General features: G+C 61.5%; 18 protein-coding genes and 1 pseudogene. 8 read left to right on the forward strand and 11 right to left on the reverse strand.

Annotated features, from left to right (window positions below; all coding sequences use genetic code 11):
• Window positions 1-8 precede the first annotated feature (8 nt).
• The 8 genes from QQS38_RS20995 to QQS38_RS21030 form a co-directional block, all read right to left on the reverse strand.
• Entirely contained in the window at window positions 9-1,499 is a 1,491-nt protein-coding gene (locus QQS38_RS20995; RefSeq protein ID WP_479647284.1) for a SulP family inorganic anion transporter, read from the reverse strand.
• A gap of 118 nt (window positions 1,500-1,617) precedes the next feature.
• Entirely contained in the window at window positions 1,618-2,598 is a 981-nt protein-coding gene (locus tag QQS38_RS21000; RefSeq protein WP_479647285.1) for a formylglycine-generating enzyme family protein, read from the reverse strand.
• Between the two features lie 16 nt (window positions 2,599-2,614).
• Window positions 2,615-3,982: an arylsulfatase gene (locus QQS38_RS21005; protein ID WP_479647286.1), complete on the reverse strand. Its 1,368-nt coding sequence runs from the start codon at window positions 3,980-3,982 to the stop codon at window positions 2,615-2,617.
• A 138-nt stretch (window positions 3,983-4,120) separates the two neighbouring features.
• Complete coding sequence (locus QQS38_RS21010) at window positions 4,121-4,981, reverse strand: ABC transporter ATP-binding protein (RefSeq protein ID WP_479647287.1); 861 nt, start codon at window positions 4,979-4,981, stop codon at window positions 4,121-4,123.
• Window positions 4,978-5,874, reverse strand: a complete 897-nt coding sequence (locus QQS38_RS21015) for an ABC transporter permease (protein WP_479647288.1) — start codon at window positions 5,872-5,874, stop codon at window positions 4,978-4,980. Before QQS38_RS21015 ends, QQS38_RS21010 begins: the two co-directional genes overlap by 4 nt.
• A 1-nt stretch (window position 5,875) precedes the next feature.
• Window positions 5,876-7,318 carry an ABC transporter substrate-binding protein gene (locus QQS38_RS21020; protein ID WP_479647289.1) on the reverse strand — a complete coding sequence of 481 codons (1,443 nt, stop codon included), beginning with the start codon at window positions 7,316-7,318 and terminating at the stop codon, window positions 5,876-5,878.
• Between the two features lie 109 nt (window positions 7,319-7,427).
• Complete coding sequence (locus QQS38_RS21025) at window positions 7,428-8,171, reverse strand: GntR family transcriptional regulator (protein WP_479647290.1); 744 nt, start codon at window positions 8,169-8,171, stop codon at window positions 7,428-7,430.
• A gap of 233 nt (window positions 8,172-8,404) precedes the next feature.
• On the reverse strand, window positions 8,405-9,028 hold the full coding sequence (locus QQS38_RS21030) for a cadmium resistance transporter (protein WP_479647291.1): 624 nt from the start codon (window positions 9,026-9,028) through the stop codon (window positions 8,405-8,407).
• 393 nt (window positions 9,029-9,421) lie between these two features.
• Here QQS38_RS21030 and QQS38_RS21035 point away from each other — a divergent pair, with 393 nt between their 5' ends.
• From QQS38_RS21035 to QQS38_RS21045, 3 genes are all read left to right on the forward strand, one after another.
• Entirely contained in the window at window positions 9,422-10,195 is a 774-nt protein-coding gene (locus QQS38_RS21035; RefSeq protein ID WP_479647292.1) for a GntR family transcriptional regulator, read from the forward strand.
• 208 nt (window positions 10,196-10,403) lie between these two features.
• Complete coding sequence (locus tag QQS38_RS21040) at window positions 10,404-11,384, forward strand: chromate resistance protein ChrB domain-containing protein (protein ID WP_479647293.1); 981 nt, start codon at window positions 10,404-10,406, stop codon at window positions 11,382-11,384.
• Window positions 11,381-12,565, forward strand: coding sequence for a chromate transporter (locus QQS38_RS21045; RefSeq protein ID WP_479647294.1), 1,185 nt, complete (start codon window positions 11,381-11,383; stop codon window positions 12,563-12,565). Before QQS38_RS21040 ends, QQS38_RS21045 begins: the two co-directional genes overlap by 4 nt.
• 56 nt (window positions 12,566-12,621) lie before the next feature.
• On the opposite strand, the gene QQS38_RS21050 is transcribed toward QQS38_RS21045, so the two are convergent.
• The 3 genes from QQS38_RS21050 to QQS38_RS21060 all read right to left on the reverse strand — a co-directional run bounded on the left by QQS38_RS21050 (window position 12,622) and on the right by QQS38_RS21060 (window position 17,777).
• Window positions 12,622-14,727: a sensor histidine kinase gene (locus tag QQS38_RS21050; protein WP_479647295.1), complete on the reverse strand. Its 2,106-nt coding sequence runs from the start codon at window positions 14,725-14,727 to the stop codon at window positions 12,622-12,624.
• Window positions 14,728-14,798: 71 nt separating this feature from the next.
• Window positions 14,799-16,988, reverse strand: coding sequence for a putative bifunctional diguanylate cyclase/phosphodiesterase (locus QQS38_RS21055; protein ID WP_479647296.1), 2,190 nt, complete (start codon window positions 16,986-16,988; stop codon window positions 14,799-14,801).
• A 279-nt stretch (window positions 16,989-17,267) separates the two neighbouring features.
• The gene (locus tag QQS38_RS21060) at window positions 17,268-17,777 is read right to left on the reverse strand and encodes a DUF1697 domain-containing protein (protein WP_479647297.1); all 510 of its coding nucleotides are present in this window, start codon (window positions 17,775-17,777) and stop codon (window positions 17,268-17,270) included.
• A gap of 41 nt (window positions 17,778-17,818) precedes the next feature.
• Here QQS38_RS21060 and QQS38_RS21065 point away from each other — a divergent pair, with 41 nt between their 5' ends.
• The 5 genes and pseudogenes from QQS38_RS21065 to QQS38_RS21085 all read left to right on the forward strand — a co-directional run bounded on the left by QQS38_RS21065 (window position 17,819) and on the right by QQS38_RS21085 (window position 23,210).
• On the forward strand, window positions 17,819-18,193 hold the full coding sequence (locus tag QQS38_RS21065) for a hypothetical protein (RefSeq protein ID WP_479647298.1): 375 nt from the start codon (window positions 17,819-17,821) through the stop codon (window positions 18,191-18,193).
• A gap of 31 nt (window positions 18,194-18,224) precedes the next feature.
• A complete protein-coding gene (locus tag QQS38_RS21070; protein WP_479647299.1) occupies window positions 18,225-20,030 on the forward strand; it encodes a hypothetical protein in 1,806 nt (601 codons plus the stop codon).
• 258 nt (window positions 20,031-20,288) lie between these two features.
• Entirely contained in the window at window positions 20,289-21,419 is a 1,131-nt protein-coding gene (locus QQS38_RS21075; RefSeq protein ID WP_479647300.1) for a DSD1 family PLP-dependent enzyme, read from the forward strand.
• Between the two features lie 202 nt (window positions 21,420-21,621).
• Window positions 21,622-21,882, forward strand: a pseudogene (locus tag QQS38_RS21080) (cupin domain-containing protein); the annotation flags it as partial.
• Between the two features lie 2 nt (window positions 21,883-21,884).
• Window positions 21,885-23,210, forward strand: coding sequence for an NAD(P)/FAD-dependent oxidoreductase (locus tag QQS38_RS21085; protein WP_479647301.1), 1,326 nt, complete (start codon window positions 21,885-21,887; stop codon window positions 23,208-23,210).
• Window positions 23,211-23,218 lie beyond the last annotated feature (8 nt).

The following is a 23,218-nucleotide window of genomic DNA, read 5'->3' on the forward strand; positions in this document are numbered from 1 at the left end:
GGCGGGGCTCAGTTGACGTTCAAGTTTCCGGTCAGCCGCGCGTGAAACGCACGGCTACGCTCGTCGAGGCCCGTGTAATGAACGACGGCATGGTGCTGGCGATACTTCCTTTCGATCGCATCGAGCGCGGCCACGGTCGAGGCGTCCCATATCTGCGACTTCGAGAAGTCGATCGTCACCACGCGTGGATCGCTCGCATACTCGAAGCGCTCGACCAAATCCTCGCTGCTGCCGAAAAAAAGCGGACCCTGCACCTCGTAGTGCACGCTCTGTCCGTCGGCGGACACATTGCGCGTCGCGCCGACGACGTGTGCCACGCGCCGTGCGAACAGGAGTGTCGCCAGCAGCACGCCGGCCACCACGCCCACCGCCAGATTGCCCGTGTAGACCGTGAGCACGATCGATAGAAACATAACCGACGTTTCCATCCACGGCATGCGCTTGAGCGTATCCGGACGCAGGCTGTGCCAGTCGACCGTCTTGACCGCGACCACCATCATGACCGCGGCGAGCGCGGCCATCGGAATGCGGGCCATGACCGAACTCAGGCTCGTGATCAACAGCAATAGCGTGACCGCCGCCGCCAGTGTCGATAGGCGTGTGCGTGCGCCGCCAATGCCGGCGTTCACCACCGTCTGGCCGATCATCGCGCAACCGGCGATGCCGCCGAAGGCGCCCGCACACAGATTGGCAAGCCCAAGCGCCCATGACTCCCGAGTCTTGTGCGAACGCGTTTGCGTCATTTCGTCCACGAGCTTGGCTGTCAGCAAGGTTTCGAGCAAGCCGACGAATGCGATGCTGACGGCCGTCTGCCATACGATCTGAAGCGTGCCCAGATTGAACGGCACCGTCCATGCCGTGATCCCGGGCAAACCCGCTCGAGAGACCTGATCCGCACCGACGGTCGGCACGTTCCATTGCAGCGCGAGCGCAAGACCGGTTGCAACGACGATCGCGATGAGCGGCGACGGCACGGCGCGCGTGAAGCGCGGACCGACGACGACGACCGCAAGTGCGATCGCGAAGAGCACGTAGACCTGCAAGGGCTTGCCCATGAGATGCGGCAGTTGCGCGCTAAAGATCAAGATCCCGAGGGCATTCACGAAACCGAGCATCACCGAGCGCGGGATGAACCGCACGATGCGCGCGAGTCCCAACACGCCGAACGCAATCTGGATCATCCCCGCAAGCAATACGGCTGGCAGAATGTACCCCGCCCCATGGGCGCTCGCCATCGGCCCCACGACGAGCGCGACCGATCCGGCCGCGGCCGTCACCATCGCCGGCCGGCCGCCGAACAGCGATGTGACCACAAGCAGGACGACCGACGCAAACAGCGCCGAACCCGGATCGACGCCCGAAATAAAGGCGAAGGAAATCACCTCGGGAATCAGAGCCAGGCTCGTGACCACGCCCGCGAGAATTTCGCGCGCCAATCTCGGGCGCAGGGCCGACAATGCCATGCGCGCCGGCTCCACCTTGCTTCCTGCATTTGCCATAACGGTACTCGTGTCGTTCGATCTTAAAACTCGAAGGGCGGCAATGCTCACCGCGCTGCCTTGCAAAGGCACTGCTTCGCCCCGGTCACCTCGGTCCCCATCAGTCCCGCCACGCCCATCAGTCACGCGCGACGCACCGGAACCCGATATGGCTCGTCGAGGTATCGAGCGTCTGCCCCTGCCGCGCCGCGGGCCGATAACGAAAGCAATAACTTGGAGCGCAAAGATGCGAGCCGCCCTTCACCACATGGCGGACATTCAACGTGTCAGTGCCCCCCGACGGAATGCAGCAGGACTTCGGCGGCTCGCTTCCCGGGGAACTGTCGGGCGTGCCGCCATAACGCGTGGCCGTCCATTCCCAAACATTGCCTGCCGTGTCGTACAGCCCATACCCGTTGGGAGGGAAGGACTTCACCGGAGATGTGCGTTCGTAACCGTCGAGCGCCTTGTTCTGCCACGGAAACTCACCTTGCCAGGTGTTCGCCATCGGACGGCCCCCTGGCGCGAATTCGTCTCCCCACGGATAGGTCGCGCCGTCGAGCCCCCCTCGCGCCGCGAATTCCCATTCGATTTCGGTCGGCAGCGCCTTGCCCGACCACTGCGCATAAGCGCTCGCATCGGCGAACGAGACGTGCACGACCGGGTGATCCTCGAGGCCCGCGAGATTGCTGCCGGGTCCCTGCGGATGGCGCCAATTCGCTCCGGGCACATACGCCCACCACTGGCGATAATCCCCGAGCCCGACCCGCGACGGGGGCTGAGTGAACACGAGCGACCCCGGGCATAGAAGCGCCGGATCGGCATCGGGATACAACTCGGGGTCGGGCTGGCGCTCGGCCAGCGTGAGAAAGCCGGTGGCATCGACGAACGCGGCGAATTGCGCGTTCGTGACCGGATGCACATCGATCCAAAAGCTCGGTGCCGTGGCGCGCCGCGCCGGACGCTCCTCCCGATAAAAGTCGTTCGAACCCATCGTGAATTCGCCGCCCGCAATCCGTACCATGCCATCGGTACGCGCGGGGCGGGTCGAGGGGGCTTGCGCCGCCGTCTTCGTGGAAGAGCAGCAGCATGCACGCTTCGCGGGCTGTGCGTCCGTCATCGGCGCGTCCATGGCATTAAGCGTTGAAGACCGACTTCGGCACGAACTCCAACGCGGAGCCCGGCGGGATCAACTCTTCCTGCTTCACGCTATCTTCGAACTCCCGCACGACGCGGTGGGCATGCTGCATGACCCACCAGCGCACGTAGCGCTGATTGACCGCCTCGCGCTCTTTCGGGTCCTCCTGAAGATGCGTGATGCGTGCAAAGCCAAGCGGCAATTCGGGATCGTGGAAATGCTGCTGACGTTTGAAATTGATCTTGAAGTCCTTCCACTTCACGGCATGCAGTTCGTCCTTGAGCCACACCATGCACGACTCGCGATTCGACGTCGGCTGTTCGCCGAGGAAGAAGGCGGTCTGGTCCTTGCCGTCGATCAAACGGTCCTTCGGCGTCTCGCTGCCCGCGAACTTGAGCAGGGTCGTGAAAAGATCGGTTACGTGCACCATCTCGTTGCTCTCCACGCCGGACGGGATGCGCCCGGGCCAACGCGCGAGCAGCGGCGTACGGATTCCGCCCTCCGCCGAGCTGAAATACGAGCCGTCGAAGAAGCCACCCGTGCCCCGGCCCGCCAGATGGTCTTCCGCTCCGTTGTCGCCGCAGAGGATGACGATGGTGTCTTGCGTCACGCCCAGGCGATCGAGTTCGTCGAGCAGCACGCCGAAGTCGTGGTCCAGCATCAATAGGCAATCGCCCCACTCGCCGTTCGTACTCTTGCCGACGAATTCGTCGCGCGGCGACATCGGAAAGTGCATCAACGAGTGATTGAAGTAAAGAAAGAACGGCTCGTCGTTCTTGACGCAGCGCTGCATGAAGTCGATGCCGCGCTTTTGGTACTCCAGATCGCAGGTCTTCTTCGTCTCCATCGTCAGCTGTTCGTCGAGCAGCGGCCTCGTACCCTTGCCTTTGAACCCCTCATGCATGTGCGAGTAACCGTCGCGCTCGGGAACGTAATGCGGATCCTCCAGCCACATGCACTCGTCATAGGTCCGCAGCGGCCCGTACCATTCGTCGAAGCCGTGATCGGTCGGAAAGCGCCCATCCTCCGCGCCGATGTGCCACTTGCCGAGACACGAAGATTTATAGCCGCCTTGCGCCAGCAATTCGGCGATGGTGATCTCCCACGTCACGAGGCCGCCGCCATTGCCGCCCAGCGCGATCGTATGATTGCCCGAACGAATCGGGTAACGGCCCGTCATCAAAGCGGAGCGCGTGGGCGTGCATTGCGGCTCGACCACGTAGTGCGTGAGCTTGGTGCCTTCCTTGCAGAACGCGTCGATGCGCTTGGTATCGGCGCCGCGCAGCTTGCCGCCGCCGTAGCAGCCCAGCTCCCCCATGCCCAAGTTGTCGACGTGGAAGAACAGGATGTTCGGTTTCTTGCTCATTGCAAAACTCCATCGGATCGAGAACGTTATCCCCCGCTCTCGGTTAGGGACGCGCAGCCGCGTTATGCCGTAATGTTTCTGCGCTTCTTGCGTATTGCTTATTGCTTATTGCTGCTTGTTTTGCGGGCTTCGATAGACTCAGAGCAGCTCCTCGACACCGTTCGGACCCATTTCGATGCTGAAGCCCTCGGTGCCCCCGGATCCGAGCTCGGAACCCATCGCCGCGAGCGACTCCTCGCGAATGAGCCCCTTAAGGCGATGGACAAGTTCGGCGAACTCCGGCAGATCGAACATCGCCGACGTTCTGGGGCGAGGCAGCGGGACGCGTATTTCCGCTTTGATCCGTCCAGGCCGCGCCGTCATGACATAGATGCGATCGGAAAGAAAGACGGCTTCCTCTATGTCGTGCGTGATGAACAGCACCGACAGGCGAAACCGCTGCCACATGTTCGTCAGAATCTCCTGCATGACGGCGCGCGTCTGCGTATCGAGCGCGCCGAACGGCTCGTCCATCAGCAACACCTGCGGATTGGCTGCGAGCGCCCGCACGATGCCGATGCGCTGCTTCATGCCGCCCGATAGCTGGTCCGGGTAGTGGTTCTCGAAAGCCAGCAGTCCCGCCAGGCCCAGCAGCGTGCGCGCATTGCCCTCGCGCTTGGCGCGCGAGATGCCGGCCATCTTCAAACCGAACTCGACGTTCTCGCGCACCCGCAGCCACGGGAAGAGCGAATACTGCTGAAACACGACGCCGCGTTCCGCGCCGGGTTTTTTGATCGGTACGCCGTCTAGAGTGCTGATACCGCTCGTCGGCTTCATAAAGCCGGCGACGATGCTCAGCAAGGAAGACTTGCCGCACCCCGAAGGGCCGATCAGCGATACGAATTCGTGCGGCTCGACCGTCAGCGAAACATCCTTCACCGCCTCAGTCTGGGCATCGCCCGCGCCGAACACGACACCGATGTCGCGGCACTCGATTCGCCCCTTGTTGGTATAGGTCATTTGCGCGCTCCGTTGACGTACGCGAGCCATGGCATCGACAACCGGCCTGCCACCCGAATGGCGCCGCTGCACAGCAGGCCGAGCGCGCCGATGGTGATCATGCCGAGCACGATGGCCGGGTAGTTCACGAGCGAGTACGCTTCCCACGTGTAGTAGCCCACGCCGTACTGTCCCGAGATCATTTCCGCTGCAATGAGCGACACCCACGCCACGCCCATCCCCACCGCCAGGCCCGTGAAGACGTTGGGCAACACGCCCGGCAAGATCACATGCCAAAACAGCTGAGCCTCGCTGGCTCCGAGGCAGCGCCCCGCGCGCAGTAGCACGCCGTCGAGCGATTGAACGCCGTCCACCGTGTTGAGCAGGATCGGGTAGAACGCGCCAATGAAGGTGATGAATACGATGGACGATTCGGTCGTCGGCCACAGCATGATCGACAGCGGCACCCAGGCAATGGCCGGAATGGGCCGCAGCACTTCGATGGCCGGCATCACGAGTTGATTGACGATTCGGTATCGCCCAATCACGAGGCCCATCGCGACGCCGAGTGCGAGCGCAATCAGAAATCCGAGAAAGATGCGCCGCAAACTATTGACGATGTTCGCGCCGAACGCGTCCGAACCGGCAACCTGCACCGCCGTATGAAACACGTCCATAGGCGTGGGCACGCTCTGAAACCGGATATAGAACTCCACCCGGTAGCGGGTGCCCAAGTACCACAACATCAGCGGCACGCCGATCGACACGACCGTCAAAGCCAAGCGCATGCCGAGCCGTTGCACTCCGTTGAGCGTCGGCGCTTTCGGCCGGCGGCGCTTATGCGGCACGCAAACGCTCTGATCGGAAAGCACCGGGGCGCCGCGCTCGATTTCCATTTCGAGAGACCGCTCCATGTCACTTCCCTCCCTTGCCCACGGCGCTCAAGGCCTGCGGATAGCTCACCACCTTCGCGCCGGACGCCTTTGCGGCCGCGTCTGCGTCGCGTTTCAGTAGGAACGGCTCCAATTCGACCTTATTGCCAACCCCATCGGCCACCGTGAAGAACGCGTCGTTCGCGAAGACCTTGATGCCGAGCTTCTTGTCCATCAGATAGACCGCGTCGACCTTCTCGCCGTGGGCGCGATAGCGATTGACGCCCTCGAGCGTGCACGCCGCCGAACTGAAAGAGACGATGCCGCTCCCCTCGACCCAGATCTGGCCGGCGCGAGACGGATCGTCGATGGGCGCATTGCACACGGTGTCCTCGCCCTTGATGCCGTAGTTGGAGAAGCTCGCGAGCTGTGCGTCGTAGTCTCGGCCCGCATTCTTGAACGCCGCACGGACGAACGTATCGTTGACCCACTTGTCAATGTCGAGGTCCTTGATCATGTTCAATTTCTTGAGCACGCCGTAATCGGTTTTCAAGGCGGCGATCCAGCGCGGCTTGATCGTCGGATCGAGCGTGTCGATGCCGTCCGGGCCCAGGAAAATGTAGGCCACTTCCTTGTCGATCTTCGTCCACTCCTCGATGCTCCGCGCAGCCTGCTCCGGGTTCTTACGCACCCAGTCGTTGGCCGCCATCAAGGCCTCGATATAGGCCGTGACGACTTCGGGATACTTCTCGCCGAAATCCTTGCGCACCACCAAGCCATGGAAGGTCGGCTCGTTCGTTTGCGCACCGTCGAAGATTTTCCGCGCATAGCCCCTGAACGGCAGCAACTCGGCGAACGGCACGAAATCCGCATGGGCATCGATCCGCTTTTCTTCGATGCTCGTGCTCCCGACCTCGGGCGATTGATTCGTCAACGAGAAATAGTCGCTCGGCAGATGACGGCTTTGCAGCGCGGCGAGCAACATGCCGTGCGCGGCCGATCCGAACGGCACGGACACGCGCTTGCCCTTCAGGTCTCTCAGGTCGTAGTAAGGCGAATCTTTCGGCACGACGACGCCGTTTCCGCTACCGTGCGCGTTATACGCGATCACCGCTACCAGCTCGGTGTCGTTGTTCGTCGCATGTCCCGTCGCGCCGTTCACGAGCAGCGGGTAATCGCCCATCATCCCGATCTGCAGCTTGCCCGCGATCATGCCGTTGGTGATCGGCGGCCCGGACGTCGCGTTTTGCCAAGTCACGCGATACGTGACGTCTTTATATTTGCCCGTATGCGGCAAGAATTTGTCGAGCAAGTTCAGCTTCTTGATGACGATCCCGCCTGTGACCGTATTCGTCGTCGTATCTTGCGTGCCGATGCCGATGTCGATCGTTTCCGCGCGGGCCGTACTCCCGATCGTCTGCAAGCAGCCCAGTGCGACGAACGATGCACCCAACAACGCGTGGCCTACCAAAGCTCTGATTCGCATGATGTAACCCTAAGATTGAGTGGCATGAAACGGTTCGCAGTTCCGCCCATGTCAGACCGTGACAACCTGGACGCCGAACCGGCACCCGCGTTTGCTCCCGCCCGGACCGTCAACGCTTGACAACGACTGGCTGCCTTGCGACGCGCACCTTGAACTGGAAAGCGTCTCCTCGGTAATACAACTCTTCGTATTCGATCGGCGCACCGTCGCTGGTATGGATCACCCGCTCGATGAACAGGACGGGGGAGCCCTCGTCCACCGCGAGCGCATCGCGCATTTCCTCGGTTGCGGGCATCGCGCACATGCGCAAGTCGGCGTGGCCGAGCGCAATCTGACAATCGTTCTCGAGCACGGCGAACACGTCTCGATTGGCAAGATCGGCTCGCGCGACGCGCGCGCCGATTGTGGAAGGCAGGTAAGAGACATCCAGCGATATCGGCGCGCGGTTCAAAAACCGCAAACGCTTGAGCTCGGTTACGCGATCGCCGCTTTCGATCCGATCGCGCACGTGCTTGGGCGGAGTGATCGTTCGCACCGACAGCACCTTCGAATGCGCCTCGTAGCCCATCTCCCGCATCGCGCTGCCAAAGCCCTGCAGACTGCCCAGGTCCTGAAACGCACGCGGACGAGACACGTAAGTCCCCTTGCCATGAATGCGGAAGATCAGCCCTTCGCTTTGCAGATTGCCCAACGCCTGCCGCACGGTGATGCGGCTCACGTCGAATGCGCTCATCAGCTCGCTTTCGGACGGCATCTGCTGATTCGGGCGATAGACGTGCTGCAAGATGCGGCTGCGCAAAATCTCGGCAATCTGCAGATAAAGCGGGCTCGGTCCGCCGAGCTGAATCGGCATCGAAGACTCGGGCATCGCGTTCGTCGCAGGCGAGGTGAAATCGGCTATGCGCATGTCAGTAGATATAACTCGTCATTACAAGTTGACATCGATAAGGCAAGAGGTGTGCCATGCATTTTTTGGTCTAAACCGTCGTTTTTTCGCTGTTTCTAGCGTTCCGTTCGCCTCATTGCTGAACTTGGCTGCGGCCCGTGGTGCAAAATCCGTTGCGCTTGGTGCATGCGCTTTACGCGCTATCCGAGGGAGCACAACCAGCGCAACGTGCCGAATCGAATCAGCGCCGACAGCCCGATTGCCGTCGTGACGAGCGGCGCGCCGCGCGCCGCCACGGTTCGCAGCCTGCTGAAGGCGCCGCCCGAATGCGTCGTCGCATAGGCGATGAGGCACAACCCCGCGGTCAGCACGGCGAATGCGCACGCCGTGAAAATGGCGTCGAAGAGCGTGCGGCCCATCAGCACACTCGCGTACACAAAAATGTTGTCGACCGCGCCCGATGTGGCGACGGCGCATACCGTCACAGCGCGCCCGAGCCGGCGGTTCGTCGAGCGCGGCGAGTGTGATAACGCCTCGCCGGCCGCGCCGCCTTCTCTGCGCCACTGGGCGATACGCACGAGGCCCGCGATCAGCGGCACGATGCCCACGAGACCGATGAGCGGCCCGGTTGCCAGCCGGCCCCACTGCGCGATCGCGATCGAGATCGCCAGTTGCACCATGACGCTCGCGAACTGCCCTGAGACGACTTCCAAGGGACGGTATCGCGGGTGGCTGAAGAAGCCGAGCAGCAGCACATAGCCGTCGACGTTGGTCGACGCGTACGCCACCGTGGCAGTGACGATCAAAGCCGGGAATGGGTCCAATCGGTTCTCCCTCTCGTTGCATAAAACCGCGCCTGCCACTCGTTGCTCGCCTGTCGGCGCCCACTCGTTATGACAAGATATGACAGCTGCCACTATGCAAGGAAGATGCCATGTGAAAAGCAAGGCGCCTGCGGGAATTCGAGCGATGTGCGAGGCACAAGCGGGTGCGACGGCGCCACGAGCCGGTGCGCTCAATATGCGGGGCTGTGCACTGCCGTCGTTATCGATACCCGCCGCGTTCAAGCGGAAAGCAATGCAGAAGCGACATGCCATCTCATGTCATGACGAGTCACGAATTTGGCCGCTTCGTGCGCCGTCCGGCGGTATAATCGTTCGCCCTTCCGCTGCACGATCGCGGCTTCCGTGCCCGCTCGCCAAGTGAACATGCCGACCATGCACACTCGCCAAACCGCCTTCGAACCCGACGCACACGTGCCGCTGTATCAACAAATCAAAGAGACGCTGCGAAGCGGCATTCTCGACGGCAAGTTTCCGCCGCACAGCCGAATGCCCTCCGAAAGCGAGCTTCAGGGCATGTTCGAAGTGAGTCGCATCACGATTCGGCAGGCGCTCGGCGATCTACAAAAGGAAGGGTTGATCTTTAAGGTGCATGGGAAGGGCTCTTTCGTTTCCCAGCCGAAGGCCGTGCAGAACATCACGTCATTGCAGGGTTTTGCCGAGGCGATGGCGGGCGAAGGACACGAGATCGTCAATCGCGTCGTCTCGTTCAACTTCGTGCCGGCCGACGCAGAAGTCGCCGCGCGGCTAAAGCTCGACGAGGGCACGACGGTGGCCGAGATTCAGCGCGTGCGCCTACTCAATCGCGAGCCGACATCTTATGAAGTCACCTATCTTCCCGAAGCGCTTGGCAAGAAGCTCGTGCGCGCCGATTTGGCCACGCGCGACATTTTCCTCATTCTCGAAAACGACTGCGGCATCGCGCTGGGCGGCGCCGACCTGAGCATCACCGCGATGCCCGCTCGGCCACCCGTCACGCGCGCGCTCGAAATCAAACGTGACGCCCCGGTCCTACGCGTCGAACGGCTGACGCACGACAGCGAGAACCGCCCGGTCGATTTCGAATATTTGTACTTCAAGGGCGATACGTTTCAATATCGGCTGCGGGTGGAGCGCAAGCGGCCTGCCAAGAGCCGCAGCAAAGGTTAGCGGGGCGCAGCGGTGTGCTGCGCAAAGTCGTGCGGCCGGTTCGAGCAGGCACTCGACGAACAAATCTCCTTTACGGACATCGCTGAAGCTACGAAGCCGCTATTCCAGCTCCGTCGTATGCGCCCGATCACGTCCAGCGTGCCGCGCTGACGCCAGTAGCGTCAGAAATCTATTGTAGATTACGCGACACAGATGTAGTTTACGCGACATGGATACCTTAACTATCTGGTCGCTCCTGGTCCTGACGCTTCCGACTGAAAATGCCACGGCCCGCATGCGGTTCTGGCGCGCGCTCAAAGCAAAGGGGTGCGCCGTGCTGCGCGACGGCATCTATCTGCTGCCCTACACGATTGAACGCGAGGCGCTGCTGCGCGATTTGGCTGGTGCCATTGCCGATAGCGGCGGCACCGCGCATCTGCTGCGCGCGCCGAGTCTCGACGTCGCACAGGAAGCGCAATTGCGGGCGCTCTTCGACCGAACCGACGATTACGCTGAGTTCATGCACGCGCTGAAAGACGCCCGCAAGACGGTCTCGGGCCAGTCGGCGGCTGATCTGACGAAGCTGCTTCGGCGGCTGCGTAAGGACTACGAAACCATCGTCGCGATCGATTACTTCCCGGGTCATGCCGCAATACGTGCCGGGGCGGCATGGCAGGACTTCATTGGTCTGGTCGATACGGTGCTTTCCCCCGGCGAACCCCATTGCGCCGAACGACATATCCGAAGCCTGTCGGCCGGCGACTATCAGGGGCGCACATGGGCCACACGGCAGCACATGTGGGTGGATCGCGTTGCGAGCGCATGGCTGATCCGGCGCTTCATCGATCGCGATGCTCGATTCATCTGGCTCACGTCGCCCAGCGCCTGCCCCTCGAATGCGCTTGGATTCGACTTCGACGGTGCAGCCTTCACCCATGTCGGCGAGCGCGTGACGTTCGAGGTGCTGATCGCGAGCTTCGGTCTCGACAACGATCCCGCATTGCTTCGGTTAGGCGAGATGGTCCATGCGCTCGACGTGGGCGGCGCCCTCGTTCCAGAGGCCATCGGATTCGAAGCCGTGATGGCCGGCACCAGGGAGCGCGTGGCAAACGATGATCAACTGCTCGACGAAATGTGCCGGGTGCTGGATTCGCTCTATACGCATTTTGTATCGACAACGAAAGATCGGGACGAGAGGAAGCGATCGTGAACACCACTACAGCAGCGGCGCCGAGCTACACGCTCGGTCAACTGGTCCTTTACATGCTCCGGCTCGGCACCTTCGGGTTTGGAGGGCCTGTAGCCCTCGTGGGCTACATGCATCGCGATCTCGTCGAGCAGCGCAAGTGGATCAGCGACTCGGACTACCGCGAGGGCCTTGCGCTTGCGCAGATGATGCCAGGACCGCTGGCGGCACAGCTCGGCATCTACATGGGATACGTGCACTATCAAGTCGTGGGCGCGACGCTCGCCGGCATCGCGTTCGTTCTCCCGTCATTCCTGATGGTGGTTTGCCTTGGTTGGGCGTATGCGCACTTCGGCGGACTGCCCTGGATGCAGGCGACCTTCTATGGCGTGGGTGCTGCCGTCGTCGGGATCATCGCAATGAGCGCGTACAAGCTCACGACGAAAACCGTCGGCAAGAACCGGCTCCTCTGGGCGATCTACCTGACACTTACGGCGGTGACCGTGATCACCGAATCCGAGATCGCGTGGCTCTTCATTGCGGGTGGCCTAGTCAACTGGTTTGCCGTCGCACCGCCGAAATGGTTCAACAAAGGGGGGCTCAATGCCGTGGCGGCGGCGCAGTTGCCGGCGGCGAGCGGCGTGCTGAGCGGCCTCGACTGGCCTCTGCTCGGTCAGATCGGACTGTTCTTCACGAAAGCGGGCGCCTTCGTGTTCGGCTCGGGACTGGCAATCGTCCCGTTCCTTTACGGCGGTGTCGTCACCACGCATCACTGGCTCAACGACAAGCAGTTCGTCGATGCGGTGGCCGTCGCCATGATCACGCCAGGGCCCGTCGTGATCACGGTCGGCTTCATCGGCTATCTGGTCGCGGGACTGGCCGGCGCCTGCGTAGCCGCGCTCGGCACCTTCCTGCCCTGTTACCTCTTCACGGTGCTGCCCGCGCCATACTTCAAGAAGTACGGCAAGCTGCCCGCGGTCAAGGCATTCGTGAACGGCATCACGGCTGCGGCCGTTGGCGCCATTACCGGCTCGGTGATCGTGATCGCGCGGCGCTCGATCGTCGACTGGCCGACTGTTCTGCTCGCACTTGCGACCGTGTTGTTGCTATGGCGGTTCAAGAAGTTGCAGGAGCCGGTCATCATCATCGCCGCCGCGCTCATCGGCCTCGCTGCGTATCCGCTCATCCATTCGCACGCCATTTGAACAAGCGTGCGGCACGCATCGGCGGCCTGCAACGCCGAGAATCGAGCGGATGATCCCTAGATCGCCACCGAAGCCGCCGGACCTTGAACCGCACTCGCCTTCCGATCGAGGATGCAGGGCAAGTCGACGAAAAACGTCGTGCCCACACTCTCGGCCGTCACCATGTCGATCGAACCGCCTAAGACAGAGATGACGATGGAACGGGCGATATGTAAGCCTAACCCGCTGCCTCCCTGTCCCAATTTCGTGGTGTAGAAGGGCTCGAAGATATGCGACTGATGCGACGAGGCGATTCCGATGCCATCGTCGGCGATCGCAATCTTGACGCGGTCCCCGTTGCGCACCGCGCTCACGGTGACGGTGCCGGTGGCGCGATCGGCGAGACCATGAATCATGCCGTTGGCGATGAGGTTGGTGATGACTTGACCCAGAGGCCCCGGAAAACTGTCCATTGCGATGTCCTCCGTGATCGTGGATTCGATGCGATGGGGTACATGCTTGAACGACGGCCGCAACGTGGAGATGACTTGCTCCACCAGTTCTCCTAGCAGGAAGGGACGTTGTTGCTCGCCGGCTTGATCCACCGCAACCTGTTTGAAATCCCCGATGAGGTTGGCGGCAGTCGAGAGCGCGTGCACCTGAATCTCGGCCGCCGTTCTGATCGTCGACAGGAATTGTTCCAGATCGCGTTTTTGCATTCGCCCCTGCCCACCCTCGAATTTTTCCCGAAACTCCGCTTCCTGCGCCTCGAGCGTCGTCGCCACCATCAACGCGCTACCTAGCGGCGTATTGATTTCATGGGCGATACCGGCAACCAGTCGGCCGAGCGCCGCTAGTCTTTCGGAATCGATCAAATCCTTCTCGGCCCGACGCAAATGTTCAATGCTTTCCCGCTCCCGCTGGGCCAATAGCTGCTGCTCCAACAAACTCTTGCGCAGAAGTTCCAGCGAATGGGCTATCGCTCCGATCTCGTCGTGTCGTTCGATATAGGGAATGGCGAACTGAAGCAGCGGCGCGGTGGCGTCCCCATCCCCGCGAACGACCATTTCCTGGCGGCGGTTCGCGAGCTGTTTCATGGATTGGGTCATTCGCGCCAACGGGCGACTGATCCTGAAATAGACGAACACGAAACCCGAGATGGTGAGCAGAACCGCGGCCGCCCCCTCTAGCGAATTGAACAGCAACGCTTTGTTGGCATTGACGAGCTGTTCTTCGGCTTCGGCAACCATTGCGTCGAGTGCGCCGTTGGCGATGTCGACCATGGGCGTGAGTTCGAGTATGAAGCCGCGTTGCAAATCGGTCGCCGGTATCGCGATCGTGCCGCCGGTCGCCAGGATATGGATATACCGCGTACGCTCCTTCGCCATGGGCCCCGAGAAATAACGTTCACCGCGCGCGATCAAATCAATGAGCGATTGCGGCATAGGCGCATGGTGGACTGCCTCGAGGAGCTGCTTCCAAGCGTAGTCGACCCGTCCGGCATCCTGGTTGGCAGCGGCAACATCTTCCGGGGTCCACGGCTGCCCGAGCGCTACCGCCCGCTCGATCCGCAAGGTGATGAAGCCACCGTAATTGCGCACGCCCCAGGCCGCCTGCTTGACGGCGAGGAGACGGGCCACCACCGGGTTTGTCGTGGCGATGGTCGCTTCCAGCAGATCGTCCACTGCATTGAGCGCTCCGATGTAGTCATTGGCGATGCGGGGAGCATCCCCGACGAGAGACGCGTCTCGTTCCGCCTTCGGTTTCAAGATACCTGCATCGATTCGCTCACGCACCGCCTGCATCGCAGCATGTGTCGCCAGTAAACGATCGCGCGCCTGCGCCAAGCCGGGAATATCGCCATCGATTCGCTGAGCCACGATCTCCTGATAGGTCCGCTCGGAAATCTGCCGATTGACCGCGATGCGCCTCCTTTCCACCGGAGTCGCTGGCTGCTCGGACAGGGTCGCGGCAATGAACGTGCCCCGCTCGTTCCGAGTACTGACGAATGTCTGGAAAAGGGTGCGGCTGGTATTGGCGATGACCTTGACCTGAGCCGCCTGTTTCTTCTCCCGTAGCGCCTCGAGTACTTGTGTCGCGCTGCTGATCATCAGCAAGCAGCCAATGGCAAAGACGAGCACAGTGAGAATCAGGCGTATTGAAAGCGTTTCGGGTCGTCGCATGGCCCCTTTCCTTTGTCGCCTCGATATCATCGTGTGATTACGACACTCATGGGCACTCGCGCAGCGCGGCTTTAGCCGCGTTCACGCAACCAAACCGCCAATTGATCCGGCGGCAGCGGGCGCGCAATCAGATAACCCTGGACGAAATCGGTCCCCGCTTCCTGTGCCATCGCCAATTGGGCCGGCGTTTCGACGCCTTCCAGAATGCTCTCGAAGCCGAGTTGGCGACAAATCTCCGTGATCAACGGGATGATCGAGCGGCTGCTGTTGCGGGAACCCGTATCCCTCGGCAAGAACGATTGATCGATCTTGACGAGATCGAGCGGCAGCCATCGCAAGATGGAAAGGGACGAATAGCCGGTTCCGAAATCGTCGAGCGCGATTTTGTGGCCCTTGTTCCGCGCTTCGGTGAACAACGCAATCGTATTTTCTTCGGTCAGGGCTGCGCTCTCGGTGATCTCGATCTCGATCTGACTTTCGTCGAGGCCTTCTTCCCGGATAATCCGGCCGAAGTTGGTCAACAATCCCGGCTCCCGCAACTGCAAGGCGGATACGTTAACCGCGATGTGATTGATCCACCCTTTGTCCAAAAACGGCTTCATCTCCCGGCATGCCCGACGCAAGGCCAGGAAGCCCAGCTCGACGATGAGCCCAGTCGCCTCGGCGGCGGGAATGAACAGAGAAGGCGGCACGATGCCTCGCTGCGGGCTGTTCCAACGCATCAGTGCTTCAACGGACCTGATGCGATTGGAGCGGCAGTCCACCTGAGGCTGATAGACCAGCGAGATTCCGCGCTCTTCCACGAGGGCCTCGCGAAGCTCGTTGGCGAGCGCCACACGGTCTTGCTCGGCACGTTCCAGATCGTCGGAGAACTGAACGACCGTACCCCGGCAACGCGCCTTGGCGACCTTCAGGGCGATCTCGGCCTTTTGGATCAGTTCTCCCGCGCCGCCGGCATCGTCGTGTTCGTGCGTATAACGAGCTTGCCCGAAGGTAAAACCCAAACGCATCGGATTGCCGTTGATCAAGAGCGGACCGGACAGTCGTGCGATGACCTCGGAAGAGAACTCCTGCTCGGGCAGAATCAGGCAAAAGATATCACCATATAGGCGGCCAATGCGAGATGCGTTGGGGCACAAGCCGCGTAGCCGATCGGCGAAGCCCGCCAAGATCGCGTCGCCGAACGCGCGACCAAAGTATTGATTGTAGAAGTGAAAATGATCGATATCGATGACTAGCGCTAGCGGTCGCTTGCCTGCTTCGACCAATGGCCGAACCGTTTCATCAAGGCGAGCCCGACTCGAGAGGCCGGTGACGCTGTCGGTGAAGGCAATACCGGCGATAACGTCGAACAGCCTAATATTCTCGAAACTCAAACTAACGTTGCGGCAGAACAGGCTGAGAATGCGCTTCTGTTCGTCGTCGGGTTCGATTCGTCCCCGCAGATAAATCACGCCGCTCCAATCCGGCGTGTCGATACTGAACGCCGTCGAATCGTCGCCGATGACGTCGACCTTCCGTTTCAACACTTCGCCGATCGATGCGCGCAGATCGTCATCGCGCAACGCATCGAGACGTTGTCCGGTGAGTTCCGCGTACTGCCCGGCTCCGCCCACGATGGTTGCCGCGCGGCGCTCGGACTTGTGCTGTACGCAAACGAGGCCTTCCGGTTCGACACCGAGGTGGGCCGCGAGACAGGTGACGACCTCTTGCGCCAATTCCTCGACGGGGCGCCGTTGCATGAGCCGCGAGGAGGAGCGGATCATCATTTCCAGACCTTCCTGATTTCTTTCCAGGGCCCGGATGTGTCTATAGCCTCTCAAGGCACAAACGACTGACGCCCATAGCCGCGAGCGCGTCAATTCCGTCTTTTCTCGGTAATCGTTTATATCAGAATGCGCCAGGACCTCCATTGGCGGTGCGTAACCCGGTTGCCCCGTGCGTAGGATGATTCGAATCGCCCGATTGCGCATCCGCCCTCTGATCTCGTCGGCGAGATCGAGGCCGGCCTGGCTGTTTTCCATCACCACGTCGAGCAGAACGCAGGCGATGTCGGGGGTGTTTTCCAGCAAGACACGCCCCTCCACTGCGGAATAGGCCGACAGGAAGTGAAACCCTCTCCCTTCGAACTCCAGACCGTGCAAAGCAAGCCGAGTCGAATCATGAACCGACTTGTCGTCGTCGATGATCGCCACGACCCAGGGCGGAGCCCGGCCTTCATCTGTCGCAGTCGATTCATCAAAAAACACCACGTCGTTCATGCGTTGCGGCTCCGAGGACGAATTAAGCTTTCACAAATGAAAGGTTGTCAGAACAGCGGGGATTAAACGCGTATACGGCCTGACGGCGCGGTACTTGAGGCGCCTGAGCCAGATTTGGCGCCTTGGCGCCACGGCACGGCGGCGGGCTCGCGCACGGGGGATCGTGAACGGCCGCAAGGCGCCTGGATGCGGCCGAATGCCGGCTGGTCGAACGCGGCCTAACGGGTTTTGATGCGTGACGAGCCCCTCGACGAACGACGACACCTGAGGACGATCGATCTACGCTGCCGCCCACTCGGCAAGCTTTGCCACTGTGTTCATGTTGCGGGCGGTTCCGGACTTGGCGGCCCGAATCTTCAGTTTCGATTTCGCCATTCCGTCTCCATAATGCACGTAGATCTCCCGCTTTCCGAGCGCGATCTCTTCCGTCTGTTGGCCGCTCACGTCGGCGAGGGTATCAGGTGGCGGAGGCGCATCGAGGAATATAGCGACTGTCCGATTCGGTGCAGCGGACCGAAAAGGATTTTCCGCGAGAACCGCGGCCAGTTCCGCACCGGTTCGGATCAGAACGCCTACCTGCATGCCGGTGTGTGTCTCCAGGCAACGCTCCAGCCTGCTCTTCACCGAAGTTTCAGAGAGCTTGCTTTCGAAGACGACGTTGCCGCTTGCGATATACGTGCGTACCTTGGCAAAGCCAAGGGACTCGCACATCGCCCGCAGTTCTGACATAGGGAGTTTGCCTGTGCCGCCGACGTTCACGGCTCGCAAGAGAGCAACATAGGTAGTCATCGGCGCATTCTATCGCCAGATCCGGCGACGTGGCTTCGAAGATGAACGCAGAGGTGCTCTTGCGCGCTAATTCGATGCCGCAATCCCGTCGACTAAACACCAAATTACTAAATGTTCAATTGGCCAATCTTGATTGGCACGTCGCTGCATCACCGATGCGTCAGAGTGAGGCAGATTGCATTCCCCACGCATACCTGCTTCAATTACCGACGATAACCTCGCCCAATGCGCCTGGCGCGCACAGGACTTTCGCACCATATATCCATCGGCAGAACGAAAAACCGGGCGTTGGCAATAACGAACACGCGCATGCTGTGTTAATGCACAAAAAGCCGAACGAAACAGTCGCAAAAAAAGAAAACGATTTCGCGCCATCCGGCGCATCCCCCGGCCGCCGTGAAATCCGCGGCGGCTAACTTCACCGACGTTTCGCGTAGGAGACCTATCGTGACCGCCGCATCGAAAGCCCTTCGTTCCGCCTTCAGGGAAATCCCGCCTCCCTCACAAGCCACGCAGCTCGTCCAATGGCAGGACGTCAGCACCGTCGATCTCGCACCGTATGCGCCGCCCAATGCCTCCGTGCCGATGGGCCAATACGCCGTCTACACCGTCATGCAGTGGGCGCAAGCACAAGGTTTTGCGGGCGCCGTTCCAACTTGGGAGGTCGGCGACGGCACGTGGGGCGTCATTTGCTTTGTCAGCCGTCCGGGGCTCAGCGTCGTGCAGATTCCGATCGCCAGCCTGCCCGGATACGACTCGAACAATCCCCAAGCCTGCGGGCAAGCCATCATGCGTTGGGCAACCGCGCAAGCGAACGGCGCGAATCAACTCGCCATTCCGACCTACGTCAGCGACGGCGTCAATGCATCGGCCCTCGTCTTCACGCAGAGCTATCCGCCGCTGTCCTTCTATGACGCGCCGAACACGCAGCTGTATTTCTCACTGGGGCAGCCGGCGAAGCTCGTCGATCTCACGGACCCCGCCGTGTGGGCCAACGCCGTGATGCGTGTTGCGCAGAACCTCGGGTACGCGGCAGGCTGGCCGACATGGGAATGGGCCACCACGCGCGGGCTGATCGGCATTCCCGAATACGATCTTGGGCCGTTGCCGGAGGCGAGCCCGGATAACGTCGATACGGTAGTCGCGGTCCTGCACCAGACGTATCTGGCACTGCAAAACTGCGAGAACGTTGCATCGTCGTTGACGGCGGGCGTATTCGTCGATTTCACCGCCGCGCCGATCGCCGATCCGACCATGCAGATCCTCGTCGACTGCTTGTTCGGCGCCGTGCAGGCCTGCCTCAACGCCATCCCGGGCGTGGGCGGCGTACTGGCTGCACTCGTGTCGACCGGGGTACAGGTGGCGATCGACGCTACCAAGAGCAGCGGCGGGACGTTCTCGCTCGAGCAATATCAAAACATGCTCGTCGATGCGACCAACGCGACGATCGATTACGTCACGCAGATGCACGACAATCTCCAACAAGCGAGCGGAGACGATCTACAGAACCTCTGGCAATCACCGTACGCCGATCCGCTCTCCGGACGCAGCGTGGCGCTCGGTATGCTGGCCTATACGCCGCAGACGGTCGTCAACGGTGACGAGTACTGGGCGCTGTTGTCGCAACAGCTCGTCAAGAGCTATACGGACAATCTCAAGATCCAGATCAGCTCGCAGCTTTATGGAATCCAGTCGCGTACCTATCCGAATCGCGCGCCCGATAAGCAATGGTGGGATGGGACGATTGCATCGGTGACAGGGCCCGGCGGAGATTGTTCGCAATACGTCGCCGATCGGGACGACGATCTATCCGTGTGGTACAACGGCGCACAGCAAGTGGGCGATTACGTGACGCTCAACGAATGGTGGATGCAGACCCTCACGAGCGGCAATCCCTCGTTTCCGCCCACTTCGCTCGTCTACAACCTGTTCTCCGACGACGGTTTCGGCGTGACGTCAGGCGGTTGGGCCGGCCCTTTCACGAAGCAGCAGTACTACACGCAACTCTTCGTGCCGCAGACTCAAATCGGCCTCGATGGAAGCTATCAACAGCAATGGGCATACAACCAGCCCGGCGTGATCGTCAGCGCGACGGTGTTCGGCGAAGACATGGCGCAGATGGTGGCGGGCCACACCGATAGCTATGGCCGGGCGTATGTCAGTTCGTCACAAGGCGTCGGGGAGGTGGATCAGATGTGCGGGTTCACGCAATCGATCATTACCAACTATCTGCAGCAGATCGTGAATCCCTAATGAGCGTCGTTCGCTGATCGGCAGTTCTTCGCCGATTGAACTTCGCGGTCTCGCCCGGGCAGCCGACGCCGACGTTAAAGACCCGCCGGCTGCCGTAGCGTCTACCGTCGCCCTGGGCGAACCAGCATTCAATCTGACTTAACGTCAGCTTTATTCGACGTTAAGCACAAGTTCTCGATGAACTCCTATAGTGGTCTCTCCGCACGCGCGACGTCGGCACCCGCCGCCGATCGCGCGATGAATTGCGAGGAGCCATAGATGACTTTTGAGTCGTTGAACACGCCAGCAGCCTTGATCGATGTCGCACTCATGAACCGCAACATCGAGCGGATGCAACAACGCATGAACGCGCTCGGCGTGAGTTTCAGGCCGCACGTCAAGACAACAAAATGCGAGCAGATAGTCAGGGCGCAAATGAAAGCCGGCGCACGCGGCATCACCGTGTCCACACTCAAAGAAGCCGAACATTTTTTCGCAAGCGGGATCCGCGACATCGTCTACGCGGTGGGCATGGCCCCGCCGAAACTCTCGCGGGCACTCACGTTGCGCCGGCAAGGCTGCGACCTGAAGATCGTTGCCGATAGCGTCACATGCGCCGAGGCCATCGTCGCTTTCGGCCGGGAACACAATGAACGCTTCGAGGTCTGGATCGAGATCGACGTGGATGGCCATCGTTCTGGCATCGCGCCCGGCGACGACACGCTGCTAGCCGTGGCAACGGCCCTTTCCAACGGCGGCATGCATCTCGGCGGCGTATTGGCCCATGCAGGCTCCAGCTACGACTACGATACCCACGAGGAACTCGTACGCATCGCCGAACAGGAACGTTCGGGCTGCGTGCGCGCCGCCGAGCGCATTCGGGCGGCTGGCCTGCAATGCGACGTCGTCAGCATCGGATCGACACCGACAGCACTGGCCGCCGAACATCTGGAAGGCGTGACCGAAGTTCGCGCGGGCGTCTACGTCATGTTCGATCTCGTCATGCACAACGTCGGCGTCAACGACACGTCCGAGATTGCGTTGAGCGTATTGACTACGGTAATCGGCCACCAGAGTGAGAAAGGCTGGGCCATCGTCGATGCAGGCTGGATGGCAATGAGCCGCGATCGCGGCACCCAGCGTCAAAAACGCGATTTTGGTTACGGGCTCGTCTGCCTCGAAAGCGGGGAGGTGCTGGGCGAGTATCTGATGAGCAGCGCGAACCAGGAGCACGGCATCGTGTCTCGATCCGGCACACCAGATCGCGAGATCGAGCAGCGGTTTCCCATTGGGACGCGCCTGCGCATCCTGCCCAACCATGCATGTGCGACTGGCGCGCAACACCCGGCCTATCAGGCGCTCAGTCCCGACGGTAGCGTCGAAACCTGGCCGCGCTTCTATGGCTGGTAAAGCGACCCAATCCGCTCGACTCGGCGCGCGTCACGAGATGCGGTGGTCACGGCCTCACGCATCGCACCATTCGACACGGCATAAACTGCCGCCAACCCCCACAAAAACGCGTGAAAATTTGTCTTTAAGACCAATCAATTCAGTGCAGTCGCGAAGTCGTTCCCGCTTAAATTTCATCTACCGGCCTTGCCATCGGTGCTTGCACGATGTCTTCACCGATGACGGTACGGAGTTTCACTCGGGTACGTGGGACTCGACGCCCTACCATCGCATCGTTCGCCCGCATCGCGCGAACGAGCTCATGCATCTTCTGGCAGGTAGCGCGCGGTTCGGCGCGCCTGACGGCAGCGTGCTCTCGCTCGGCGCCGGCGACGCGCTCTTCGTGCCCAAGGGTGCGGCGATCGGCTGGGAAAGCAGCGATCGAGTGGCGAAGTTTTACGTTACGCAAACCGTACGAGATTGATCATGTCCCCTCCGCTGATTCAGATTCAAACTTCGCCCACGTTGCCTGCCGCCGCCGACGTGGTCGTGATCGGAGGCGGCATCATCGGCGTCTTTGCCGCCTACTACATGGCCCAGCGTGGCGTTTCAGTCGCCCTGGTCGAGAAAGGGCGGATCGGCGCCGAGCAGTCGAGCCGCAACTGGGGCTGGTGCCGGCAGCAAAACCGCGACGCGCGCGAATTGCCGATGGCAAGCAAGAGCCTCGATCTGTGGGAACGATTTGCCGTCGAATCCGGCGAAGACACGGGTTTCCGTCGCTGCGGGCTGCTGTATCTCAGCAACGACGACGCCGAGCTATCCCAGTGGGCCAGTTGGGGCGAGTTCGCAAAGACCGCAGGCGTCACAACCTACATGCTCGATAGCCGTCAAGCCGCCGAGCGAGGGAAGGCGACCGGCCGGGCCTGGAAAGGCGGCGTGTTCTCGCCCAGCGACGGCACGGCGGACCCCGCGAAGGCCGCGCCGGCCGTGGCAACTGCACTCATGAAGCTCGGCGGCAGCGTCATCCAAAACTGCGCGGCGCGCGGCATCGAACTCGAGGGAGGACGGGTCTGCGGCGTCGTCACGGAAGCCGGGGTCATCAAGACCCGGACCGTCGTGCTCGCGGGTGGCGCATGGGCGTCCGCGTTCTGCCGTCAGCTCGGCATCCGTTTTCCTCAAGCCTCGATCCGCCAATCGATTCTGAGTGTGTCTCCTGTGGAACATCGCTTGCCGGACGCGCTATTCACGTCCGGCGTGTCCATCACTCGCCGCAACGACGGACGCTACGCGCTGGCCATCAGCGGGCGGGCGCGCGTAGATGTGACACCCCAATTCCTGCGGTTCGCTCCGCATTTCCTGCCCATGTTCGCCAAGCGCTGGCGCAGTCTTCTTCCGGGCGGCCTGGAAGGCGTTCGCGGCGGCCATGAAACGCTGAAGCGGTGGCGGCTCGATGCGCCGACTCCGATGGAGCGGGTGCGGATTCTCGATCCGAAGCCCGATCAGCCGACGATTACCGAAACCCTGCGCCGCGCCGTCGAGCTGCTGCCCGAACTTCGCGAAGCGAAAATCACGCACGCGTGGGCCGGTTTCGTCGACAGCACGCCCGACGGCGTTCCGGGTGTCGGCGAGGTGCCCGGCGTGCCCGGATTGATCCTGGCTGCGGGCTTTTCCGGCCACGGTTTCGGCATCGGGCCCGGCGCGGGTCACTTGGTCGCGGATCTCGCCACCGGTGCGAACCCGATCGTAGACCCCGCTCCGTATCGTCCTGGCCGATTCGCCCACTCTGCATGGGGCAAGGTCGCGGATTTTTAGAGAGGGGC

The sequence above is a fragment of the Trinickia sp. Z7 genome (genome assembly GCF_056498045.1).